General features: G+C 29.4%; 17 protein-coding genes, 1 tRNA gene and 1 pseudogene. 4 read left to right on the forward strand and 15 right to left on the reverse strand.

What is annotated here, in order from left to right:
- Positions 1 to 47 precede the first annotated feature (47 nt).
- From MR76_RS02775 to MR76_RS02810, 9 genes and pseudogenes are all read right to left on the reverse strand, one after another.
- On the reverse strand, positions 48 to 1,874 hold the full coding sequence (locus tag MR76_RS02775) for an Rne/Rng family ribonuclease (protein ID WP_024072177.1): 1,827 nt from the start codon (positions 1,872 to 1,874) through the stop codon (positions 48 to 50).
- Between the two features lie 131 nt (positions 1,875 to 2,005).
- Positions 2,006 to 2,341, reverse strand: a complete 336-nt coding sequence (locus tag MR76_RS02780) for a cation:proton antiporter subunit C (protein WP_024072178.1) — start codon at positions 2,339 to 2,341, stop codon at positions 2,006 to 2,008.
- 49 nt (positions 2,342 to 2,390) lie between these two features.
- Entirely contained in the window at positions 2,391 to 2,810 is a 420-nt protein-coding gene (locus tag MR76_RS02785) for a Na(+)/H(+) antiporter subunit B (RefSeq protein WP_024072179.1), read from the reverse strand.
- On the reverse strand, positions 2,803 to 3,348 hold the full coding sequence (locus MR76_RS02790) for a DUF4040 domain-containing protein (RefSeq protein ID WP_024072180.1): 546 nt from the start codon (positions 3,346 to 3,348) through the stop codon (positions 2,803 to 2,805). Before MR76_RS02790 ends, MR76_RS02785 begins: the two co-directional genes overlap by 8 nt.
- On the reverse strand, positions 3,338 to 3,637 hold the full coding sequence (locus MR76_RS02795) for a monovalent cation/H(+) antiporter subunit G (protein ID WP_024072181.1): 300 nt from the start codon (positions 3,635 to 3,637) through the stop codon (positions 3,338 to 3,340). The genes MR76_RS02790 and MR76_RS02795 overlap by 11 nt, the downstream gene beginning before the upstream one ends.
- Positions 3,634 to 3,867 (reverse strand): monovalent cation/H+ antiporter complex subunit F, encoded by a 234-nt coding sequence (locus tag MR76_RS02800; protein ID WP_231568500.1) that lies wholly within the window; start codon positions 3,865 to 3,867, stop codon positions 3,634 to 3,636. The genes MR76_RS02795 and MR76_RS02800 overlap by 4 nt, the downstream gene beginning before the upstream one ends.
- Positions 3,868 to 4,443: 576 nt before the next feature.
- Positions 4,444 to 4,611, reverse strand: a pseudogene (locus MR76_RS05025) (transketolase-like TK C-terminal-containing protein); the annotation flags it as partial.
- 190 nt (positions 4,612 to 4,801) lie between these two features.
- Positions 4,802 to 6,793: a transketolase gene (gene tkt / locus MR76_RS02805; RefSeq protein ID WP_024072184.1), complete on the reverse strand. Its 1,992-nt coding sequence runs from the start codon at positions 6,791 to 6,793 to the stop codon at positions 4,802 to 4,804.
- A gap of 55 nt (positions 6,794 to 6,848) precedes the next feature.
- A complete protein-coding gene (locus MR76_RS02810) occupies positions 6,849 to 8,324 on the reverse strand; it encodes a gluzincin family metallopeptidase (protein WP_024072185.1) in 1,476 nt (491 codons plus the stop codon).
- A 770-nt stretch (positions 8,325 to 9,094) separates the two neighbouring features.
- Between MR76_RS02810 and MR76_RS02815 the strand changes: the two genes are divergently transcribed.
- The gene (locus MR76_RS02815) at positions 9,095 to 9,592 is read left to right on the forward strand and encodes an OmpA family protein (RefSeq protein ID WP_024072186.1); all 498 of its coding nucleotides are present in this window, start codon (positions 9,095 to 9,097) and stop codon (positions 9,590 to 9,592) included.
- Between the two features lie 397 nt (positions 9,593 to 9,989).
- Positions 9,990 to 11,282 (forward strand): adenylosuccinate synthase, encoded by a 1,293-nt coding sequence (locus tag MR76_RS02820; protein WP_024072187.1) that lies wholly within the window; start codon positions 9,990 to 9,992, stop codon positions 11,280 to 11,282.
- Positions 11,283 to 12,232: 950 nt separating this feature from the next.
- Here the strand turns inward: MR76_RS02820 and ruvX are convergent.
- From ruvX to MR76_RS02835, 3 genes are all read right to left on the reverse strand, one after another.
- Entirely contained in the window at positions 12,233 to 12,703 is a 471-nt protein-coding gene (gene ruvX / locus MR76_RS02825) for a Holliday junction resolvase RuvX (protein WP_024072188.1), read from the reverse strand.
- A 341-nt stretch (positions 12,704 to 13,044) separates the two neighbouring features.
- Positions 13,045 to 14,832 carry a ribonucleoside-diphosphate reductase subunit alpha gene (locus tag MR76_RS02830; protein WP_024072189.1) on the reverse strand — a complete coding sequence of 596 codons (1,788 nt, stop codon included), beginning with the start codon at positions 14,830 to 14,832 and terminating at the stop codon, positions 13,045 to 13,047.
- Between the two features lie 236 nt (positions 14,833 to 15,068).
- A tRNA-Glu gene (locus MR76_RS02835) sits at positions 15,069 to 15,141 on the reverse strand.
- Positions 15,142 to 15,389: 248 nt separating this feature from the next.
- Here MR76_RS02835 and MR76_RS02840 point away from each other — a divergent pair.
- Positions 15,390 to 16,217, forward strand: a complete 828-nt coding sequence (locus tag MR76_RS02840) for a polyprenyl synthetase family protein (RefSeq protein ID WP_024072190.1) — start codon at positions 15,390 to 15,392, stop codon at positions 16,215 to 16,217.
- 3 nt (positions 16,218 to 16,220) lie between these two features.
- Positions 16,221 to 17,126 (forward strand): hypothetical protein, encoded by a 906-nt coding sequence (locus MR76_RS02845; RefSeq protein ID WP_024072191.1) that lies wholly within the window; start codon positions 16,221 to 16,223, stop codon positions 17,124 to 17,126.
- A 147-nt stretch (positions 17,127 to 17,273) separates the two neighbouring features.
- Here MR76_RS02845 and MR76_RS04985 read toward each other — a convergent pair whose 3' ends face one another.
- From MR76_RS04985 to MR76_RS02855, 3 genes are all read right to left on the reverse strand, one after another.
- The gene (locus MR76_RS04985; RefSeq protein ID WP_268744739.1) at positions 17,274 to 17,402 is read right to left on the reverse strand and encodes a hypothetical protein; all 129 of its coding nucleotides are present in this window, start codon (positions 17,400 to 17,402) and stop codon (positions 17,274 to 17,276) included.
- Positions 17,403 to 17,698: 296 nt separating this feature from the next.
- Complete coding sequence (locus MR76_RS02850; protein WP_024072192.1) at positions 17,699 to 18,763, reverse strand: FAD-dependent oxidoreductase; 1,065 nt, start codon at positions 18,761 to 18,763, stop codon at positions 17,699 to 17,701.
- 676 nt (positions 18,764 to 19,439) lie between these two features.
- A complete protein-coding gene (locus MR76_RS02855) occupies positions 19,440 to 20,864 on the reverse strand; it encodes a replicative DNA helicase (protein ID WP_235111320.1) in 1,425 nt (474 codons plus the stop codon).
- Positions 20,865 to 21,911 lie beyond the last annotated feature (1,047 nt).

Here is a 21,911-nt window from a genome sequence, read left to right on the forward strand (position 1 = left end):
TAACCAAATCACAAGATTACAACCCTATTTAACACAAGTTCATAAATTTATGAATTAAATTGTGAAAATATGCGGATTAACCATTTCTTTATCCACATATTTCTAGTAGGAGTCTTTTGTATTTCTTCTTTTAATTTATTATCTTCAGGAGTTTTATAGTCAACAGTAAATACATTTACAACATCTTTACTTTGATTCAACATATCATCATTTTCAACACTAATATGAAAATCCGATGTGCTACTTGTATTTTGATTAACAGTCAACTTAACTGATACACTGAATTCTTCCTCAATCTCAGCAATATGTTGACGCTTATTGTTAAAAAAATATTCTATCATTTGTCCAGCAACTGAGATATTTATTAATTTATTACGATTCTTATTAGCACAATATCTAATATCACGTAATATATCTCCAGAAGAAGATTCTAGAGATCTAACTCTACCTACCCCATTGCAATGCAAACATTGTACTGTATTTGCTTCTAATATACTTTGCTTGACTCTTTGTCTCGATATTTCCATCAATCCAAATGTACTTATATAGCCAAACTGCACTTTTGCTTTATCATATTTAAAAGCTTCTTTAATTTCAGATTCTACTGACCTACAATAGCGATATTTTAACATATCAATGAAATCTATCACTATTAGTCCAGATAATCCTCTTAAATTAACTTGTCTAGCAATTTCTTTGACAGCTTCCATATTTGTCTTATAAGCTGTTTCTTCAATACTGTCCTCACCTGTCATTTTGCCAGAATTAACATCTATTGATACTAATGCTTCTGTTGGAGTAATAACCATGTATCCTCCAGAAGGTAAATTAACTATATTTCCATATAGCTCAGAAATTTGTGACTCAACTTTGTAATAAGAAAAAATAGGAACACTACCTTTATAAATTCTAAGGCGCACCCTATTCCTAAACATAAATTTAACACATTCTTTCGCTAACTCATACGCATAGCTACCAGATACAATAATATCTTGTGTATTTTCATCACAATAATCTCGTAGTGTTCTTTTTATTATATCACCTTCAACATATAACAATGATGGCATAGTAATACTTACATAACTATTCTGTATACTTCGCCAAGTTGATTGTAAATAAGATAAATCCTGCTCTATATCTTTTTGACTCTTATTAGACCCAGCAGTTCTAATAATCATACCAGATTCTTTTGGTAGTTTTATAGCCCTCAGAAAATTCTTCAAAACCTTTCTATCATCAGCATCCTCAATACGACGAGATATACCACTGTTCTTATTACCAGAATTTGGCATAAATATACAATACCTACCAACCAGAGTAATAAAAGTTGAAAATGTTGCTCCCTTGTTTCCACGCTCCTCTTTTACAATTTGTGCCATTAACTTCTGATCAAGTTTTATTACATCTTGCAACTTATACAATTTGTAAAAAGGCAGTTTAGATTTACCATTCTTCAAATTATCTTTTTTTAATAATGTCAACTTCTCATTATAATGGCTAACATCTTCTTGATCTTTACTATCACATGTAACAGAATCATCTACAGATCTTACATCATCATCATCTTTTATATCAGAATCTTCATATAATGCTTGATATAATTTTTCTTTCTCTTCTTCCGATATATTATAATAATCCAATGATATTTCAGAAAAAGGTAAAAATCCGTGCTTATTTGCTCCATATTCAATAAATACTGCCTGCAAAGATGGCTCTATACGCTTTACTACAGCACAATACACATTACCTTTTAAACACTTTTTACTCTTTGATTCTTGATCAAATTCTACAACTTGCCCATCACGTAATACTGCTACTCTAATTCCATCTTGATATACTGCATCAATTAATATCCTTTTATTATGACCTGACACTAGACTTACACCTAAAACTCACTTAATTATAGCCTTTAATTATAACAGCATAGATAAGATTTAAAAGATAAAAACACCTTATTATTACCCACACCTAAAAAACATAAATAAGTAAAATAATAATTATTTGTTTATCTACGTATTTTTTCGTCATTTATTGAAGAAAATGCCATTTTTATTTTTACAACTATTGATAAGCCGACAGCAAAAATTGCAACCCCAACAACAATGGCTGTTAACATTAAAACACTAGGCAAAGGATTAGTATATAATACTACATTATCACTTAAGATTGGCACAGTACCATCACTAACATAGCCCATAGAAATATAGAACAACAATACAGAAGCTTGAAATATATTTAATCCTATTAACTTTTTTACAAGATTTTTACTAGTAGCAGTAATATATAATCCTATAACCATTAATATTATAGACACAATGTAATTAAAATAACTAAAAATCATACACCGGAGCAAAAATACTTAAAATAAAATTATTAAAAATAATATGCATTCATTCTTTATAAGAAGATACAAAGTTAAAAAAAATAGTCAACATAGAACTACATACAGTCATGCCTACGCCTAATTCCACAGCAAATATCCCTAATTTTTGTCCCAATACTGGATCACTCATTAACGTAGAATAAGATAGAAATTCACCACCAAGTAACATAGATACAACACCAGTACCTCCATATATTAAGATACCAATACCACCAATTAACCTCACAATATATGGCGATATTACTTTTGAGGTAACCTTTAATCCAAATAATATACCATGCAAGATAATTGCAGATGCAACAATAACCCCCGCCTGAAAACCACCACCTGGACTATAATCACCATGAAATTGAATATATAATCCATACAAGATTATAACAGGTATCATCAAGATAGATATTGTCCGCAAAACTGGATCCTTAAACATGATTATTATCCTTAGCAAGTAATAAAGAAATTCCTAAAGAAGCAGTAAATATTACAACTGTTTCACCAAAAGTATCATATCCACGAAAACTTGCTAAAATTGCAGTCACTATATTAGGAATTCCCATGTAGGAATAAGTATTTTTTACATAATAAGATGCAACATGATTATTTGCAAAAGAGTCAGCATCCCCAAAGATAGGTAAATCAGGTATCACATACATCAAACTTACAAACAATCCTAAAGCAATAATCATAGGAAATATTTTTATACTATCATATATTTCCTCTTTACCTGTTTCAATTAACGATAAAGCAATTAACATTAGTACAGTAGTCATACCTGCTCCTACAGCAGCTTCTGTAATTGCAACATCTGGAGCATCCATTACTAAATATAACAACGCCATTAAGAAACTAAATATACACATCATTACTACATTAACAGTAAGATTTCTAGATAACATTAAAGAAAATGACATAAATACTAGAAATAGAGACAACACAACATTCATAATAAAATTAATATTACTCAACATCCCCTTTACCTTTTTTGTCTCTGTAATAAGCAGAACGTGCTAATGCATAAGATGCTGTAGTACTAGTAATCCATAATAAGCAGATTAATAATAAAATCTTAACTGTAAAAATCGAAAAATCAGATTGCATGGCAAGCCCAATTAAAATTAAGGATGCTCCTAAAGAATCTGTGATACCTGCAGGACATAACTTTGTATAAAAATCAGGAGACCTTATTACTCCTACCATAGAAGTAATAATTAAAAATATTCCCAACCCTAGAATTATCATGCTTAAATATTCCATCATTTTTTTAGATCTCCAAAAGAACCATGAAGAAAAAATCTCATAAATCCAATAGTAGAAATAAAATTAATACACACATATACCAAAGATACATCTATAAATAATGAAAACGTATCATTTATGATTCCAATAACAACAATCAAAATCATGGAATACGTGCCAAACAAATTTGCAGCAAGTATTTTATCATATATAGTTTTACCAATAGATAGATATACTAACATCATTCCCATACAAAATAATAACACACAAACTGTAAGTACTAACATTTCATCCAATGATAATAATGATAAAATCAATATATACAAATAGTTATCAATACACAAACATTTAAATCATAATAACTAAAACTTAAATTACTAAATATCATATTATTTACTTATTTGATAATAAATTAGACCATATTATGAAATGTACATAAGACACTATCTCCGCTAGTATACTGATTACCACTTAGAAATTGAAAATATATAGGTAATACTTATATCTTCTCTCTTATAAAAAACATACTTTTATTATTAAAATTTATATATCGAAACAATCAAACATCCTATGACAGTATAAAAATATAACTAGAATTCACAATTTTAAAGATTTTTAAGTTTAAAATTGATGAGGCTAAATATCAATGCATAAATTAATAGAACTTTGCAAAAATTCAACATTATAACCCAGCACTAGAAAACACATACTAAGTAATAACTAATTACAAGAAGATCTTAAATAACTTTAATTTATGAAATTTTTTGTAATATCTAAGAATTCTAAATTTACAAATACTCAATGAAAATGAATTATAACAGTTATATCTAATCCGTATCAATTTTCAATTTATCAAGTATCTTACTTACTAAGTTTTCTGCAGTGATTCCAAAATGCTTATATAAATCTTTACATGGAGCAGATATCCCAAAATTCTCTAAACCCACAAAAATACCATTTTCCCCTATGTATTTATGCCATCCAATTGATGAGGCTAAATATCAATGCATAAATTAATAGAACTTTGCAAAAATTCAACATTATAACCCAGCACTAGAAAATACATACTAAGTAATAACTAATTACAAGAAAATCTTAAATAACTTTAATTTATGAAATTTTTTGTAATATCTAAGAATTCTAAATTTACAAATACTCAATGAAAATGAATTATAACAGTTATATCTAATCCGTATCAATTTTCAATTTATCAAGTATCTTACTTACTAAGTTTTCTGCAGTGATTCCAAAATGCTTATATAAATCTTTACATGGAGCAGATATCCCAAAATTCTCTAAACCCACAAAAATACCATTTTCCCCTATGTATTTATGCCATCCAAAAGAACTTGCAGCTTCTACAGCAGCTTTGATACTTTTATTATTCAATAAATTGAAGATATATTTTTTATCTTGTTGCCCAAATAACTCCCAACAAGGAACAGATACTACTCTCGTACCTAACCCTTTACTCTTCAAAATATCAGATGCTTTTAATGCAACTTCTACCTCAGATCCAGTTGCAAAAATGGTAACATCCAAATCTTTCTCATATTCACGTATAATATATGCACCCTTACTAGATAAATTCTCTTCAATACATACACTACGAATACAGTTAACATCTTGTCTAGATAATATCAACACAGATGGAGAACTAGTTAATTTTAATGCAATCTCCCAACATTCTAATACCTCAATAGCATCAGCTGGCCTAAAAACATATAAATTAGGGATTGATCGCAAAGATGATAAATGTTCTACAGGTTGATGAGTCGGACCATCTTCTCCTACTCCAATAGAGTCATGTGTCATAATATAAATAACCTGCTTTTTCATCAATGCAGACAATCTAATAGCTGGTCTACAATAATCAGAAAAAACCAAAAATGTTCCCCCATAAGGAATTATCCCACCATGCAAAGCCATACCATTCATACACCCTGCCATAGCATGTTCCCTAATACCATAATGTAGATAAGACCCCTTAAAATTATTTCTGTTCATAACTGATACAAGCTGCGGCTTAGTATTATTAGAATTAGTAAGATCAGCAGAACCACCTATTAATTTACTTGTATTCTTCACTATAATTTCCAATACTCTACCAGAAGTCTTACGAGTTGCTTCATTTAAATTTAAAGTATATAGTTCCTCTTTGAATTTTTTTAAACTCAATAAAACTGCATCAGAAACACCATCCTTTATTATATCTATAAAATCACTAGAAGTTTCAGCGTATTTTGTATATCTATCAAGCCACATGTTGTATTCAGCCTTTGATCTATTAGCAACACCCTTCCATAACTGCAAAATTTCCTCTGGTATATTAAATGGTTTGTAATGCCAACCTAATTTTTCTTTCATCAAGATTACTTCTTCTTCTGAAAATGGCCAACTATGTGCAGCACAAGTATTTTCTTTTGAAGACAAATTTTTTCCAATAATTGTCTTACAACAAATCAAAGAAGGTTTGTCAGATTTTCGAGCATCTCTAATCGAAGACTCAATTTGACTAAAATCATGTCCATCTATTTCAACAACATCCCATCCATAAGATAAGAACCTAGCTTTAACATCATCTGAAACAGACAAAGAAGTTGGACCATCTATTGAAATACTATTGTCATCAAATAATACTATCAATTTACTCAATTGCAAATGCCCTGCCAAAGATGCTGCTTCATGACTAATGCCTTCCATAAGACAGCCATCACCAACCATAACGTAAGTAGCATGATTGATAATTTCATTCCCAAATCTTTCAGATAATACCTTTTCCGCTATTGCCATACCTACTGCACACGCTAAACCTTGACCTAATGGACCAGTAGTAGCATCTACCCCAGGAGTATAACCATATTCTGGATGCCCAGGAGTTAAAGAATGAATTTGTCTAAATTTTTTTATTTCTTCTATATCCAAATACCCTAAAAAATATAATATAGAATATAACAGCATAGATCCATGCCCATTCGACAACACAAATCTATCTCTATCAAACCAATCAGGATCTCTAGGATTAAATTTCAGAAACTTTGCAAACAACACTGTAGCAACGTCTGCCATGCCAAGAGGCATACCTGGATGCCCAGAAGCAGCTTTCTGTATAGCATCTACTGATAATATTCTAATGGCATTAGCCATATTTACCATATTACTATATTCGCTGTCCATATTCCACTCTTATTAAATTCACAACACACAACTTTAGTTAAACACATACAACGACTTACACATTCAAATATTTATCCGCAAGGTAATTTTTATAAAAAGCAACATTCAATTTCTGCCCTGTAATCTTCTTTAATAAATCCATACTACTGTACTTTGTACCACAATCACATATATTCTTATTCATCCACGAGGTAAATAATGAGAGATCTCCCTTTGCTACCTGTGATAAAACTTGAGAGCAACTATTTTCCATAACAGAAAAAATCTGAGAAGCAATAATAGCAGAAATCATATAACAAGGAAAATATCCAAAAATCCCACTCACCCAATAATCATCCTGTAAAAATCCTTCCAAATCATTCTTTGGAGCAATGTTAAAATAGTGTTTCATTCCTTGAACCCAAGCATCTGGCAAATCTTGTACTTGCAGAGAATCACTTATCATTTCCTTTTCTAAAGTATACCGCAACATGATATGAGCTAACAAAGTTACCTCATCAGACTTATGCATAAATAAATTAGGCCGTACTTCATTAAAATATAACTGAATATTTTCATAATGCCCAACCTTGCCTCTAAAAGAAAACTGCTTCTTCAAAATAGGAGATATAAATTGTATAAACTCCGTACTCATCATCAAGTGAGTCGATGTCAATAACCCTAAAACTTCAGGTAAAATGTTGTTTATATTCCATCCTACAGGTTGTTTATACCACATCTCAGGTAAATTTAAAGCATATAAAGCATAACCTATTTTTCTGAGCAAAGTCTTCAATCCAACTCTATAATTACTCTCATCATAATCAACTAAAAAAGACAGCTCTTTTCCAAATGAATATCTATTACTTACATAATCTTGATCAATAATATTTATATTATTACCAATCATACCAAAACACGATAAAGTATCATATCCTAGAAGTATCTGCTTATCTTTATTAATATTTTTTGGATAACAAATCTTATTGTGTTTTTGTTTATCACCTATTTCATTGATAAAATGCCGAAAAAAAGCTCCTATTTCAGTAAATATAGCATCTACCTTCTTTGTATTTAACTTACTATCCTGCAATCCTAAAATAACATCATACTTAGAAACCTTTAAACTTTCAGCTTTAATAGAAGCAACATCACCTACTAATCTCACAACATCAGATAATAAGGTAATTACATCCTGGACAGAAGCATCACCATTACGAAACAATAACCAAGAGTTTTTACATTTTACTCGCGCTTTGTAAAGATCTAATACCAATTCTATAGGAATAGCAGTGCTATTCTTATGTATGAATTCAATATGATTTAAATTAGCAATTTCCCAATCATTTAATTTCGCTTTATTGGCTGCAGAGTGTTGTATCATATCAGCAATTATCTCATTACTGACAATTTCGTGCTTAATTTCTTTAAGGGTACAAACATGCTCTATTCTATCACTAACATTACCTTTACTAGCTTCTAAAACACTAATAATAGAATTAATACTTCCAATTTTATCAAAAACTTGCTCTAAAAATTTATAATGTTTCATATGTATAATATTCCGTAGGTTAAATTCATTTAGTCAGTTAATCAAAAAATTCATTAAATAATATCAACGGGTATGCAAAAACTTTTCCAAAATATACTAAAGCATACAATGCATACTATATATATGCTACACTAGGCAAAATATTAATAACAAAAATACTGATACCTAAAAATCACATAATTCTAATAAATAGTTGACAATGATAATCAATATATTAGCGCAATATAACATAAAATATCAATATTTCTCTCTTCAAAAAATTTAAATAATTCTACTAAACGTAAGATCCTAAATGGATTTCTCCATTAAACAACATTTTTACAAGCATTATGATATACATTACTAATTGCACTATATCAATAGTTATAAAAAACTATTTAAACATTAACACATTATATTAATATTACATATATTTACTCACATAACTTAAAGTAATAATTTTTGTTCGTTGATCGAACTATAGATTTATCATAATCAAGTAGTAATAGATTTTTATATATCCAAATAACCGATTATTGTTTTTCACATAAGAGGATTACTAAAAACAACAATAAGTAAATAAAAATTAGGCCTTTTTTATACATATAATTGCACATAAATACTCATATGTTTGCAATACTTGTCTTTATTGATATTAAATCATTAATTTCCTAACTATAAGTAAATTATCATATAAATCCAGTAATATGGCTACACTTTGATTTTTCTCTTGACTTAAGATAATTTTAAGTAATGATCATGATAATCTTGTTCAAAACAATTGAGGCACTATGAAACATAAGTTGGTATTTATCAAATTCATGCTACTATGCTTAATTCTCAGTAGCTGTAAAACTACTGATCATACTCCCTTGGTAAATGTTGATCATGTGTTCTCTAATACAAAAGTTATTGAAAAGCTATACTTCAGTTTTGGAAAGGCAACAATAGAAGATTCTGATAAAGTAACACTTGAAAAAGTTATACAAAAAGCACAGGAATACCCTGATACTAGTATTATTATTGTCGGACATACTGATACCAGAGGAACAGATGAATATAATTTGGAGTTAGGCACCCAAAGGGCAAATGCTGTTAAAGATTTTATTCTAGAGCATGATAGGTCTTTAGAAGATAGAATTATCGTAAAATCTAAAGGAAAATCTGAACCAGCAGTTTTAGTATACTCTAACAATCCAGAAGAAGCTGAATACGCTCACACTAAAAACCGCAGAGTTGTAATAACACTTACTGATAACTTCACAGATAAAACTAAATCTGTAAAATAATGAACTGAATGAGGGTTCAGATTTTTAATAAAATAGGTAGTAGTAAAGGTAAAAAATAATTGATTTTATGAATAGTTGCCATTTCGGCCATCAAATTCATAAGAATACATACACTTTCTATATATATTTTTTAATATGTAGAAAGTAATGTACTTCTTTCGTAAAAAAACATTAATTAAGAAGCATTATTATTACCTTCTTCTCCTTATGGATCAAGGTATACGTATTCTCACTTAAGTCATTAATATATGATTCCCAAACATTGAAATTTAACAAATTCAGGTTTTTTTAAGATCAACATCAAAAAATCGATATAGGCAAAATACTTTGACTACTAAATTATTTGACACAATTTCTTTATTTTGTTAGTGTGACTTGGGATTTATACAGAAAAGCTATGGTGAATATAGTAGTTATAGGATTGCAATGGGGTGATGAAGGAAAAGGAAAAGTTGTAGACTGGCTATCTACTAATGCAGATGCTGTAGTTAGATTTCAAGGAGGCAATAACGCAGGACATACCATAGTAATAAATGATAAGGTATATAAATTAAACCTTCTGCCATCTTCTGTTTTACAAAATGATAAGTTATCGGTAATAGGGAATGGAGTAGTGTTAGATCCTTATGCACTTGTTTCTGAAATCGATAATTTGAAAAGTAGTGGTATCAACATTACTGCCCAAAATCTTGTAATATCAGAATCTTGTCCATTAGTGCTAAGTGTACATAAACAAGCAGATGTGTTGTTTGAACAACTTAGACAAGACACTATAGGAACCACAAATAAAGGAATTGGTCCATGCTATGCAGATAAAATTAGCAGGCGGGTTATTAGAGTATGTGATTTACTAGACACAAAAGACTTACTATACAATAAAGTAAATCATCTTTTAAGTTACCACAATTTACTAAGAAAAAATCTTAATACTCCACCTATACAAGCAGAGGATATCGTTAACGAGCTGTTAAATATTGCCCCAAAAATTTTACCATTTGTTCAACCAGTATGGAAAATTATATATGATTTAACACAACAAAATAAGGTTATAATTTTTGAAGGAGCACAAGGGACATTTCTAGATATTGATCACGGGACATATCCGTTCGTTACATCAAGTAATACTATAGCATCACAAGCATGGGTTGGATGTGGAATCAATCCATCTAACAAATCTCATATACTAGGATTAGTAAAAGCTTATACAACAAGAGTCGGCAATGGTCCATTTTTTACTGAGCAGAATAATGATATTGGAAGAATCATGTTTGAAACAGGAAAGGAATTAGGAACTGTAAGTAATAGACAAAGAAGGTGCGGATGGTTTGATGCAGTATTAGCACGACAAGCAATCATGCTATCTGGAGTATCAGGGCTGGTTATCACCAAACTTGATGTATTGGATCAATTCAGTGAAATAAAAATATGCGTAAAATATAAGTATGGAGATAAAATATACGATTATCTTCCTGCTTCACCTTATATACAAAGCAATCTAGAGCCAATATATGAAACACTTCCTGGGTGGCAAACAAGTACATTTGGTAGTGTATCACATAAAGATTTACCACAAAATGCTATATCATATATAAAAAAAATCGAAGAAATTCTAAAAGTTCCTATTCATTTAATTTCCACAGGTCCAGAAAGAAATTCCATGATCATACTCAATAGTGACTTTTTGCAGTAGTACATTATGAAAAACACCTAAGCTCAACTTTATAGATTACATTAAGCATAAAAAATGCTATACTTGTGTAATCATTAATACTTAAAAAATTGTTTTACTTTATAACATGTCTCCTGATAAAAAAATTTTATAAACATATATCAATAACATTCAAAGTATGTAGTAAAAAGCACAGATAACAACAAATTCATACGGATGCAAATTTAATAATTTGATAGTTGTTTGATGAAAAGAAACAAATGACCAAAACCCTGTATTTAAAGTAGCAATATTACCTCACCTCTAAGTTATTGATTTCAGGAAATATGGTAAAAGATCTAACGCTACACCTAATCACACCTATAAACAACTTATATCCGTAAAATAGGTAAAGGATTCAATAATCGAAATCCTGTATATTTTAGCAGCAATATTATTACCAATTTCTAAGTTATTAATTTCAGAAATATGGTAAAAGATCTAACGCTACACCTAATCACACCTATAAACAACTTATATCCGTAAAATAGGTAAAGGATTCAATAATCGAAATCCTGTATATTTTAGCAGCAATATTATTACCAATTTCTAAGTTATTGATTTCAGGAAATATGGTAAAAGATCTAACGCTACACCTAATCACACTTATAAACAACTTATATCCGTAAAATAGGTAAAGGATTCAATAATCGAAATCCTGTATATTTTAGCAGCAATATTATTACCAATTTCTAAGTTATTAATTTCAGAAATATGGTAAAAGATCTAACGCTACACCTAATCACACTTATAAACAACTTATATCCGTAAAATAGGTTATGAAAAGTAATGTTATACTTTATTACTAGTAGCAACCCTACATTTGCACTCTTTAACAATACATATATAATTAAAATAATGACTGGAGAAACAAACGTTGATGTCCAATACACTTATCACCACACTAATATTACTTTTAGATATTTCTATATCTACATTTGGTAAATTTTTATTATATCAAGCACTTGTTGTAAAATTAATACAGCTGAGATTTTATCATCAATTGCTTGAGATTCCTTCCTCTTAATATTAGCTAACTTTGCTACTCTTGTAGCCATGGCAGTACTATATCTTTCATCATGTAAATAAACATTAATATTATACTTTGCTATAATTCGATTTGCAAACAGAACTACTTTCTGACATAACTCATTTTCTAACCCATTTAACTCAATTGGCCAACCTATAATTATTGAACCTACCACATTTTCTACAAAAATACTATATAAACTACCTAAATCTTTCCTACTACTTCTTCTCATATATACACTGTAGGGCATGGCTACTAAATTTGTTCTATCACTCAAAGCTATCCCTATTTTTTTTTCTCCAAAATCTAAACCCATTATCCTTTTTGTCTTGTCTATAACTTTAATAAATTCATCAATGTTTTTATATAACATACCACTTCCACTAAGAATATTCTGCCCCACAACTTTATATCTTTAGTACATATTACTTAAAATCATCATACTCTACCAATAGTATAATGTATAATTTACAGTTAATACTTCACATTATTGATTACACTACTTAAAATAGTCATATCCAAAACTTTTGCATAAATGTATTCCTGAAAATAAACTCTCATAATAAATTTAATTTCTTAAATTGATACTATAAATATGAAACACTAATTTTGCACTGACAATACAGACTAATGTAATAAATCCCTGATTAGTTCGAGAATAGGATTAGCAAATTTTATATTACAGTCACAAAGAGAGAATAATAGTAAGCCACACTACTGACAAGATAAACATTCATTATAATCAAAATTTGTAATCTGCTTATACTGTTCTACTGATTTTTCTAATGCCCCATGAGATACTTTATCCGCACGCTGGATTGATTTTGATCTACAATAATACAAACTTTTCAATCCCTTCCTCCAAGCAAGAAAATGTATTTTATGCAAATACCTTTTATGAACATTCGCAGGCAGAAAAATATTAACAGATTGTGCCTGACATATATACTTTGACCTATCACTTGTATGTTCTATTATCCACCTCTGATCAAGTTCATATGCAGTTTTAAATATTAACTTTTCTTCTTCAGTTAAAAAATCTAAATGTTGTACAGACCCCTCATTAGTTGAAATAGAAGACCATACTTGCTCATTATCTTTACCTTTTAACCTTAACAATTTCTGTAAGAACTTATTTCGCACAATGAAAGAACCAGTTAAAGTTTTATGTGTAAAAACATTTGCTGCATATGGTTCAATACCAGGGGAAGTATTACCAGCAATAATAGAAATTGACGCAGTAGGAGCAATAGATAACTTATTTACAAATCTTTCTATAATACCAGCATCTTGTGCATCAAGACAGGAACCTTTTTCTATAGCAATATTATAAGATGCAATATCAGCATGCTTTTTTATATGAGAAAATATTTTTTTATTCCATATGGTAGCTGTCACAGACTCAAACGGTATCATTTTACTTTGCAAAAATGAGTGAAATCCCATTACTCCAACACCTATACTACGTTCACGCATTGCTGAATATTTTGCTCGTTCCATTTCACTAGGAGCTTTCTCTATAAAATCAGTTAATACATTATCAAGAAATCTCATAATATCTTCAATAAACAACGAATTATCTTTCCATTGCTCATAATATTCAAGATTCAATGATGCAAGACAACATATAGCAGTACGTGACTTATTTAAATGATCATATCCAGTAGTAAGAGTTATTTCTGTACACAAATTAGACATCTTTATGTCTAAATTCAGTTTTTTATAAATTTCAGGTTTATTGTTATCAACCTGATCAATAAATAATATATATGGCTCCCCTGTTTCAACTCTTGTTGTTAAAATTTTTATCCAGATATCACGCGCTTTTACAGTAAAAAGCACTGATTGATCTTTAGGACTTATCAAATCCCATGGTTCATCATTTTCTACACATCTCATGAATTTATCTGATAATACAACCCCATGGTGTATATTCAATGCTTTTCTATTAGGGTCACCTCCTGTTGGTTTTCTTAAATCCAAAAATTCCTCAATTTCTGGATGCCAAACAGGTAAATATACAGCAGAACTACCTCGACGTAATGATCCTTGACTAATTGCTAAAGTTAAAGCATTTTGTACTACGATAAACGGTATAATACCGGAAGTTTTACCACTACCACGTACTTTTTCACCTATAGAACGCAAATTTCCCCAATAACTCCCTATACCACCACCTTTCGATGCTAACCACACATTTTCATTCCACAAATTAACAATACCTCTTAAGCTATCTTCTGTTTCATTTAAAAAACACGAAACTGGCAATCCTCTATTTGTACCGCCATTACTTAATATAGGAGTAGCAGGCATAAACCATAATTGGCTCATATAATCATATAACCTTTGTGCATGCTCTGGATTGTCTGAATAATATTCAGAAATCCTCACAAATAATTGCTGATAATCTTCATTTTCAAGTAAATATCTATCAGACAACACGGCCTTACCAAAAGCTGTAAGATTATTATCTCTTCCATAATCAACAATTACTGTCCTCATAATCTCTACCCCTTTTTACCATTTAAACCTTATGTTACTATAAGAATTATTGCCCATACATATATATTGTATATATTTACTATATAAAACACAATATATAGAAATGCAAAACATCTATCAAAAAAATTACACTGTAAACTATCTAACAACTAGTATGACTTAATACAATAAACACCTTCATTAGGAAAGTAAGTACGACGTATAAGTGTGTAAAATGATAAAAAAAAAAATAAAAGTGACTCCCACGGGAGTCGAACCCGCGTTACCACCGTGAAAGGGTGGGGTCCTAGACCACTAGACGAAGGAGTCATATTATCTGATTATAAAATTGAACATCCGCATAGTCAAACATTATTCTCAACAATCTACTTATTTCTAAATACATAACATCATTCACCACATAACATATTTATTAAACATTCCTACATGACAAAACAAAGTGCACCATATATTAAATATTATCAATCTTTTCTTAGTAACTACTATAAATTACATTGCATATTATTCTTAGACTTTTATAATCTTCGATACAAAGGGAATAATTTCTAGAGGAAACCTTGTCTCACAATATATCAGATCTAATGAAACATCACAGTAGCTTACTTATAAAAAAGCTAGAAAGTGTTTTACCAGAAGACAATCAAGATATATTATTAACATCTATGAGGTACTCCATGTTTGCACCTGGCAAGCATATACGCCCTTTCCTTGTTAATGCTTCTGCACAAATATTTAATGTCAATATAGAAAGGGTTCTACCTGTAAGTGCAGCTGTAGAAATCATACATGTCTATTCATTAATACATGACGATTTACCAAGCATAGATAATGCAAATATACGTCGAAAACAAGCAAGCTCTCATAAAAAATTCAATGAAGCAATAGCAATATTAACTGGTGATGCATTATTAACTTTAGCATTTGAAATATTATCAACAATTGATGAATTACCTTCTATACGTTGTTGCATGATAAAAGCATTAGCTAAAGCTTTAGGCTACCAGGGTATGATACAAGGACAAATACTTGATACAGAAACTACAGCAAAAGATATAAATGATATACAAGCTATACACATGTTAAAAACAGCTCAGTTTTTTGCTGTGGCATGTGAATTAGGAGGAATATTAGGAAATGCATCAAATATTGAATTAAATGCTTTGACTAGTTATGGATTAAATCTTGGACATGCTTTTCAAATAAAGGATGATATTGCTGATGCAAACCAAGATAAATCCAAGAACAACATCCTTAATGTACTAAACAATGAAGATGCTAAAAACTATGTGAGTAATCTAATAAATAGATCAACTGAACATTTAACTATTTTTTCACATAAAGCGGCTATTCTACACAGTTTAGCCAGGTTTATAAGAAATTTATAAAACATGAAAAAGATACTTTCTAGGTTATTATATATCTGTCTTACTCTAATAACTGTAATGTTGATAGGAAAGTCATTAACAATGCTATATACAAAAACAATATTCAACCATACAGATAACCCCAGCAAACCATACAAGATTAACGCTAACCACTCCCTAACACATACCATAGGATATCAATTATTAAGACCAATTATTGAATCTCGTATTGACTATTATATAAAAGTAAATGGATTGGTTGATTACTTAGAACATATCAAGCATAAAATTATAAAACCGGATCTTTTCAAAATACATGATATTGTAGAAGGAAACGGTAAAAAAGTATTATGCGGACAAAACATTTCGGCAACAATACACAAATTTGTATATGATCCAAACAACAAAAATACCTTTTCTCAAGCATTAACAAATATCCCACAAGAAGTAACATTTAAACTAGGAGAAAGCATTATAAAAGAACTAAATTATACAATAGAAGGTATGGAAGAAGAGGGTCAACGTATCATTATACTAACAGATCAAGAAGGCAATTTTAAAGAACAATACTATGTAAAGTTAATATCTATTGACTCATCATATCCAGACGAGGCAAATGATATATTAATTTTTAACAATGTTATCGAAAATTATGAAGGCACCGTCAATAAAATACGTTGCGGTGATAGTATAAACGTAAGATACAGCATACGTGAATCAAATGGGAAAGTAATATTAGAAGATCAAGAATTAAAAGTAGATGTTGGAAAAAATGAAGCTCCTCTTGCAATAGAATTAGGACTTATTAATATGAGATCAGATATGACACGATCTATCATTGTGTCCCCTAAGCTTTTCACCAATTTTGAGAAAATCGAAAATTTTGACGAAAATAGCATCAAAATAATTGACATAAGCATTATTGAATGACATTTCTTATAAACCATTGAAATACATACAATCAATACAGCACAAAATAACTGATAAACATCAAATTCCCCTTGCAACTGATATTAGAATTATGATTTGCTAATATAAAATTAGATAAAACATTGATTATACTTTCTCAGCTTTTTACTAATCTGAGAAATCTGAAAGAAATTTTTCGATAAAAACAGCATCAAAATAATTGATATTATTACTTGAATGACATTTCTCAGAAGTATATATACAATTAATTATAGCAACAAAATAACTGATAAACATCAAATTCCATTTGTAACTGATATTGAATTATGATCTGTGTTAATATGAAATAGATATACAACATGTTCCAGTTATTAAATAACCACATAACAACACTATTTAAATTAGAGAAATAAAGTAATTCCAGCTTGGTCAGCAACATTTTTAATTTAGAAATTTTACATTCATCTGACATACTAAATTACTACACAACTAACAATATAATTGTACACCTTTTAAAACTAATAATTATATTCTCTTGACCCATGTACATATGTAAAAAACTAAATTCCAAGACTGATTATTATTCTTGTGCATTAGTTAATTATTTCAATAATTGAAGAATTATTACTTAAGTTCCCATTAAGGAATAATACTAATTCTTCTATCAAAGATGGAGCCAACAAATACCCATGACGATACAAACCATTAATCCTTATAAGATTATTCTGAACATATATTTTAGGCAAGTTATCAAAAAATGCTGCTCTACAATTTCTTGACATATCTATAATTCTTGCTTCAGCAAAACCCCTATGTACCGAATAAGCTGCAGATAACAACTCTAATACAGATTGCACTGAAACCTCAGACATATCTGAGCTTTCTATTTCAGTAGCCCCAACAACAAATTGAGAATTTTGCCTAGGAACTATATATATACTATATCTTGGATGCACCATTCTAACTGGTCTGTTTAAACTAACTTGTGGAGCATATAATAATAACACTTCACCCCTAACTCCCCTTAGATTAGGCAAATCATTTTTTGCTCCTATACCTCGACAATCAAAAACAAAATCAAATTTATATTCTTTACCATTTTCTAGAACTACAACTTCATTTACAATTTCATTGACAACAACGTGTTCATACCAAATTACATTATATTGTTCTAAAGTACACATTATATTATAAAAGAATTGGGCACTATCAATTTGAGCTTCTCCTGGTATATACAATCCGTAAGGAAATGAGAGATCAGGTTCAAGCAGTTTTAAAGCATTCTCATCTATTATCTGTAAATTACTAAGATGTGATTTCTCTTTTATAAATATCATCATTCTTTCAAGATCCGGCATGTCATTTTTATGAGCTACTATTACACTTCCAAGCATTTTAAAAGAAGTATTGCCTAATATATCATTAAGAATTTTCGGCCATAAATTTAATGATTTTATACCTAACTCAAAAACAACTTGTTCCATTTTTTCTGATTCTGAATATAAAGCAAGCATACCTGCAGCAATAGCACCACAACTTTGCCTGTCACTTTTACCAAACTTATCAAACAAAGTAACCTGCCAATTATCACGTAATAACCTTAATGCTAGTAACCTACCTACTAACCCTGCTCCTACAATCCCTGCTTTTTTACTCATGATAAAATCTAGATATAAATTAATTTGTAAAAAATAAATTTTCTAAATAACACATACACCACTACTCTAATATAATTGCCTATTTTAAATTGCTATAATAAAATATAAAATTACTTTATTACAATTATATCAAACTAGTGCTCATTTATCGCTCATTCCAATTATAAACAACTGCTTTTTCGTATATCTATAAACAAAGATACACACCATATCCTAAGCCAAATATCCAATACAAATTTCCCTAGTCTTAAAATTATCAAAAATTCATCAATAATTCAAATATCTATCCTTTGAAATATCTTATCATATACAGTTTATATTATTATTTACCGTGAGTAAAAATCCTTCATAATGTCATGTATATAACATAGCCTTAGCATCCAAATGCCAATATTGCATTAAATATTTTTACTATAATAAAAAGAAATCCTTTTCTAAAAACACCTCACCACATATACAACTAATGATCATTTATTATAGTGACACTTTTCATTATATACCAATGATGCAATATATTAAGCATCTAAGATCAACACTGTAATACACTACTTTAAGCTTAACATCATAAAAGCAAATTTACTTATTCTATACTGTACTTTTTATTTAAAAAATAGCGGTACTGTTTATATTATAATTACATAGATTAAATACTGATAATAATACAGAAATAAGCATTCTAAAAATTAAAATCCGCAGGATTATATCTTGCTGTATAATCTTTAAATCTACCTTTTTCCGCTTCAAAAAATAACTTAATATTACCAATTGGACCATTACGCTGCTTTGAAATTAATACATCTGCAACATTACTTATTGAATTCATTCTTTCTTGCCATTCAACATGCTTAGCTGTACCTTCAGATGGTTGTTTTCTGAGTTCATAGTACTCTTCTCTGTACAAAAACATTACAACATCAGCATCTTGCTCTATACTACCAGAATCTCTTAAATCTGACAATTGAGGTTTTTTATCATCACGTTGTTCAACTAACCTTGATAACTGAGATAAGGCTATAACTGGTATATTTAATTCTTTTGCAATAGCTTTTAGTCCCTGCGTTACTTCTGATACTTCTTGAACCCTATTCTCTCCACTACGCTTAGTCGTACCCTTAATTAATTGTAAGTAATCTATAAAAACAGCTTCTAAATTATATAGTTGATGCATTCTCCTAATTCTAGTTCTCAAGCTACTTATAGATATACTAGATGAATCATCAATAATTAATGGTAAATTACACACTCTAGTACTGGCATCAAGTACTTTCTTAAGTTCTTCACCATTAATTTTTCCAGATAATGCTTTATAAGAACTCACATCCGATTCAATGGCTATAACCCTAGAAGCTAACTGCTCTGCTGACATTTCTAATGAAAAAAAGCCAACATGTTGGCCATTATATTGACTACTATTACTTAAAATTTTACATGCATTTAACGCCATATTTAGTGCTAAAGCTGTCTTTCCCATAGATGGACGTGCAGCTAAAATAAGCAAATCAGATTTCTGCAATCCATTTAGCAATTGATCTAAATCACGAAATCCTACAGATACACCTTGTAAAGTTCCTTCATTACTTTTTGCAAATTCTATCTTTTTTTTAATATTCGCAACTAAAAGTGCAAACTGATGATATGTTTTATCAGACTTTCCTTGATTACCCAGTAAAAATAACTTTTGTGCAGCATGCTCTATTTGATAAATCGCAGAGTTATCAACATCATAATCATATGCCCCATTAATTAAATCCTGCCCAAATGAAATAAGACATCTCCTTAAATAAGCATCAACAACTATATTTGCAACATTCTTAATATCAAAAATTACACTAGCTTTTGCTGCAATTTTTGCTAAATACTCAACTCCACCAGATTCAATTAAATCTTCATCATTATCAAAAAACATCTTCAAGCTAACTTCGTTAGCAACTAACCCACGCTTATTAATTTTTACTATTTGTTCAAAAATACGTCGATGTAAAGTATCAAAAAACACATCACTTGTTATTATATCTTCAACTGCATCACAAATTCTATTATCACGCAACATTGAACCTAACAATATCTGCTCAGCTTCAATATTACAAGGAAGCCCAGACATTAATTGATCAAAATTTTTACTAGTGTTTGACTTCAATTCCAAAATATCCCCTCAATAGTAATCACTATAATTTAAGATAAAAAATTAACTAGCTATAACCTATTTATAACATCTTACAATTGCTAACAACTTAAAAAAATTATCAGTATATTCCGAAATAACCATTGCGCATTAAGACTTCTTTCTGCATATACTCATTTCTCAAAACTAAGATACAACAAACTCGGAATTGCAATGATAACTTTATCCAATTAATAAAATTAATCTGATTGTACTATCATTCCATAGATTCATGAATAAAAATTTTTTCACAACTTATTCTTTTATAAAATATAAAAGAAAATTGTCATACCTGGTTCACTTAATATTAAAAGATGAAATTTTACATTTTCGTAATATAACATATGCTACTTACCTTACATATGACATAAATGATAACATCAGTCTTTATTCAATATAAAATTAAATATTCTTTCTCAGTTATTAAATTTACAATAAATTTTATGATTAAACACACTACATAGAGTGCACAACAATCACTGCTATGCAATATGTAATTTATATCTTAAAATTATTTTCTAGACTTTATGCATAAAAACCTAAAATTCTCTTAAATTATAAGGAATCATAAACTGTATATTCTGTTCAAGATTATGATATAATAATAATGGTTCACAAGGTGTAGATTTACCTAAATTATTTTAGATCTATGCAAAATAAAGTACCACATAACTATTTAGATCTTCCTCTATGCTTTCCTTGGGATAAAGACATCACACTCATGAATATTTACAAAATTGATCATGATTAACAGGACATCATAAATGTTATAAGTCAGGTCAATACATAATACAACAATTGTTATATAATTGTGCATTTATAGCTAAAATTTAGATTTTACGTAAAATAAAGTACCACATAACTATTTAGATCTTCCTCTATGCTTTCCTTGAGATAGAGACTTCATACTCATGAATATTTACAAAATTGATCATGATTAACAGGACATCATAAATGTTATAAGTCAGGTCAATACATAATACAACA

It is taken from the genome of Ehrlichia muris AS145 (assembly GCF_000508225.1).
In the GTDB taxonomy this organism is placed as follows: domain Bacteria; phylum Pseudomonadota; class Alphaproteobacteria; order Rickettsiales; family Anaplasmataceae; genus Ehrlichia; species Ehrlichia muris.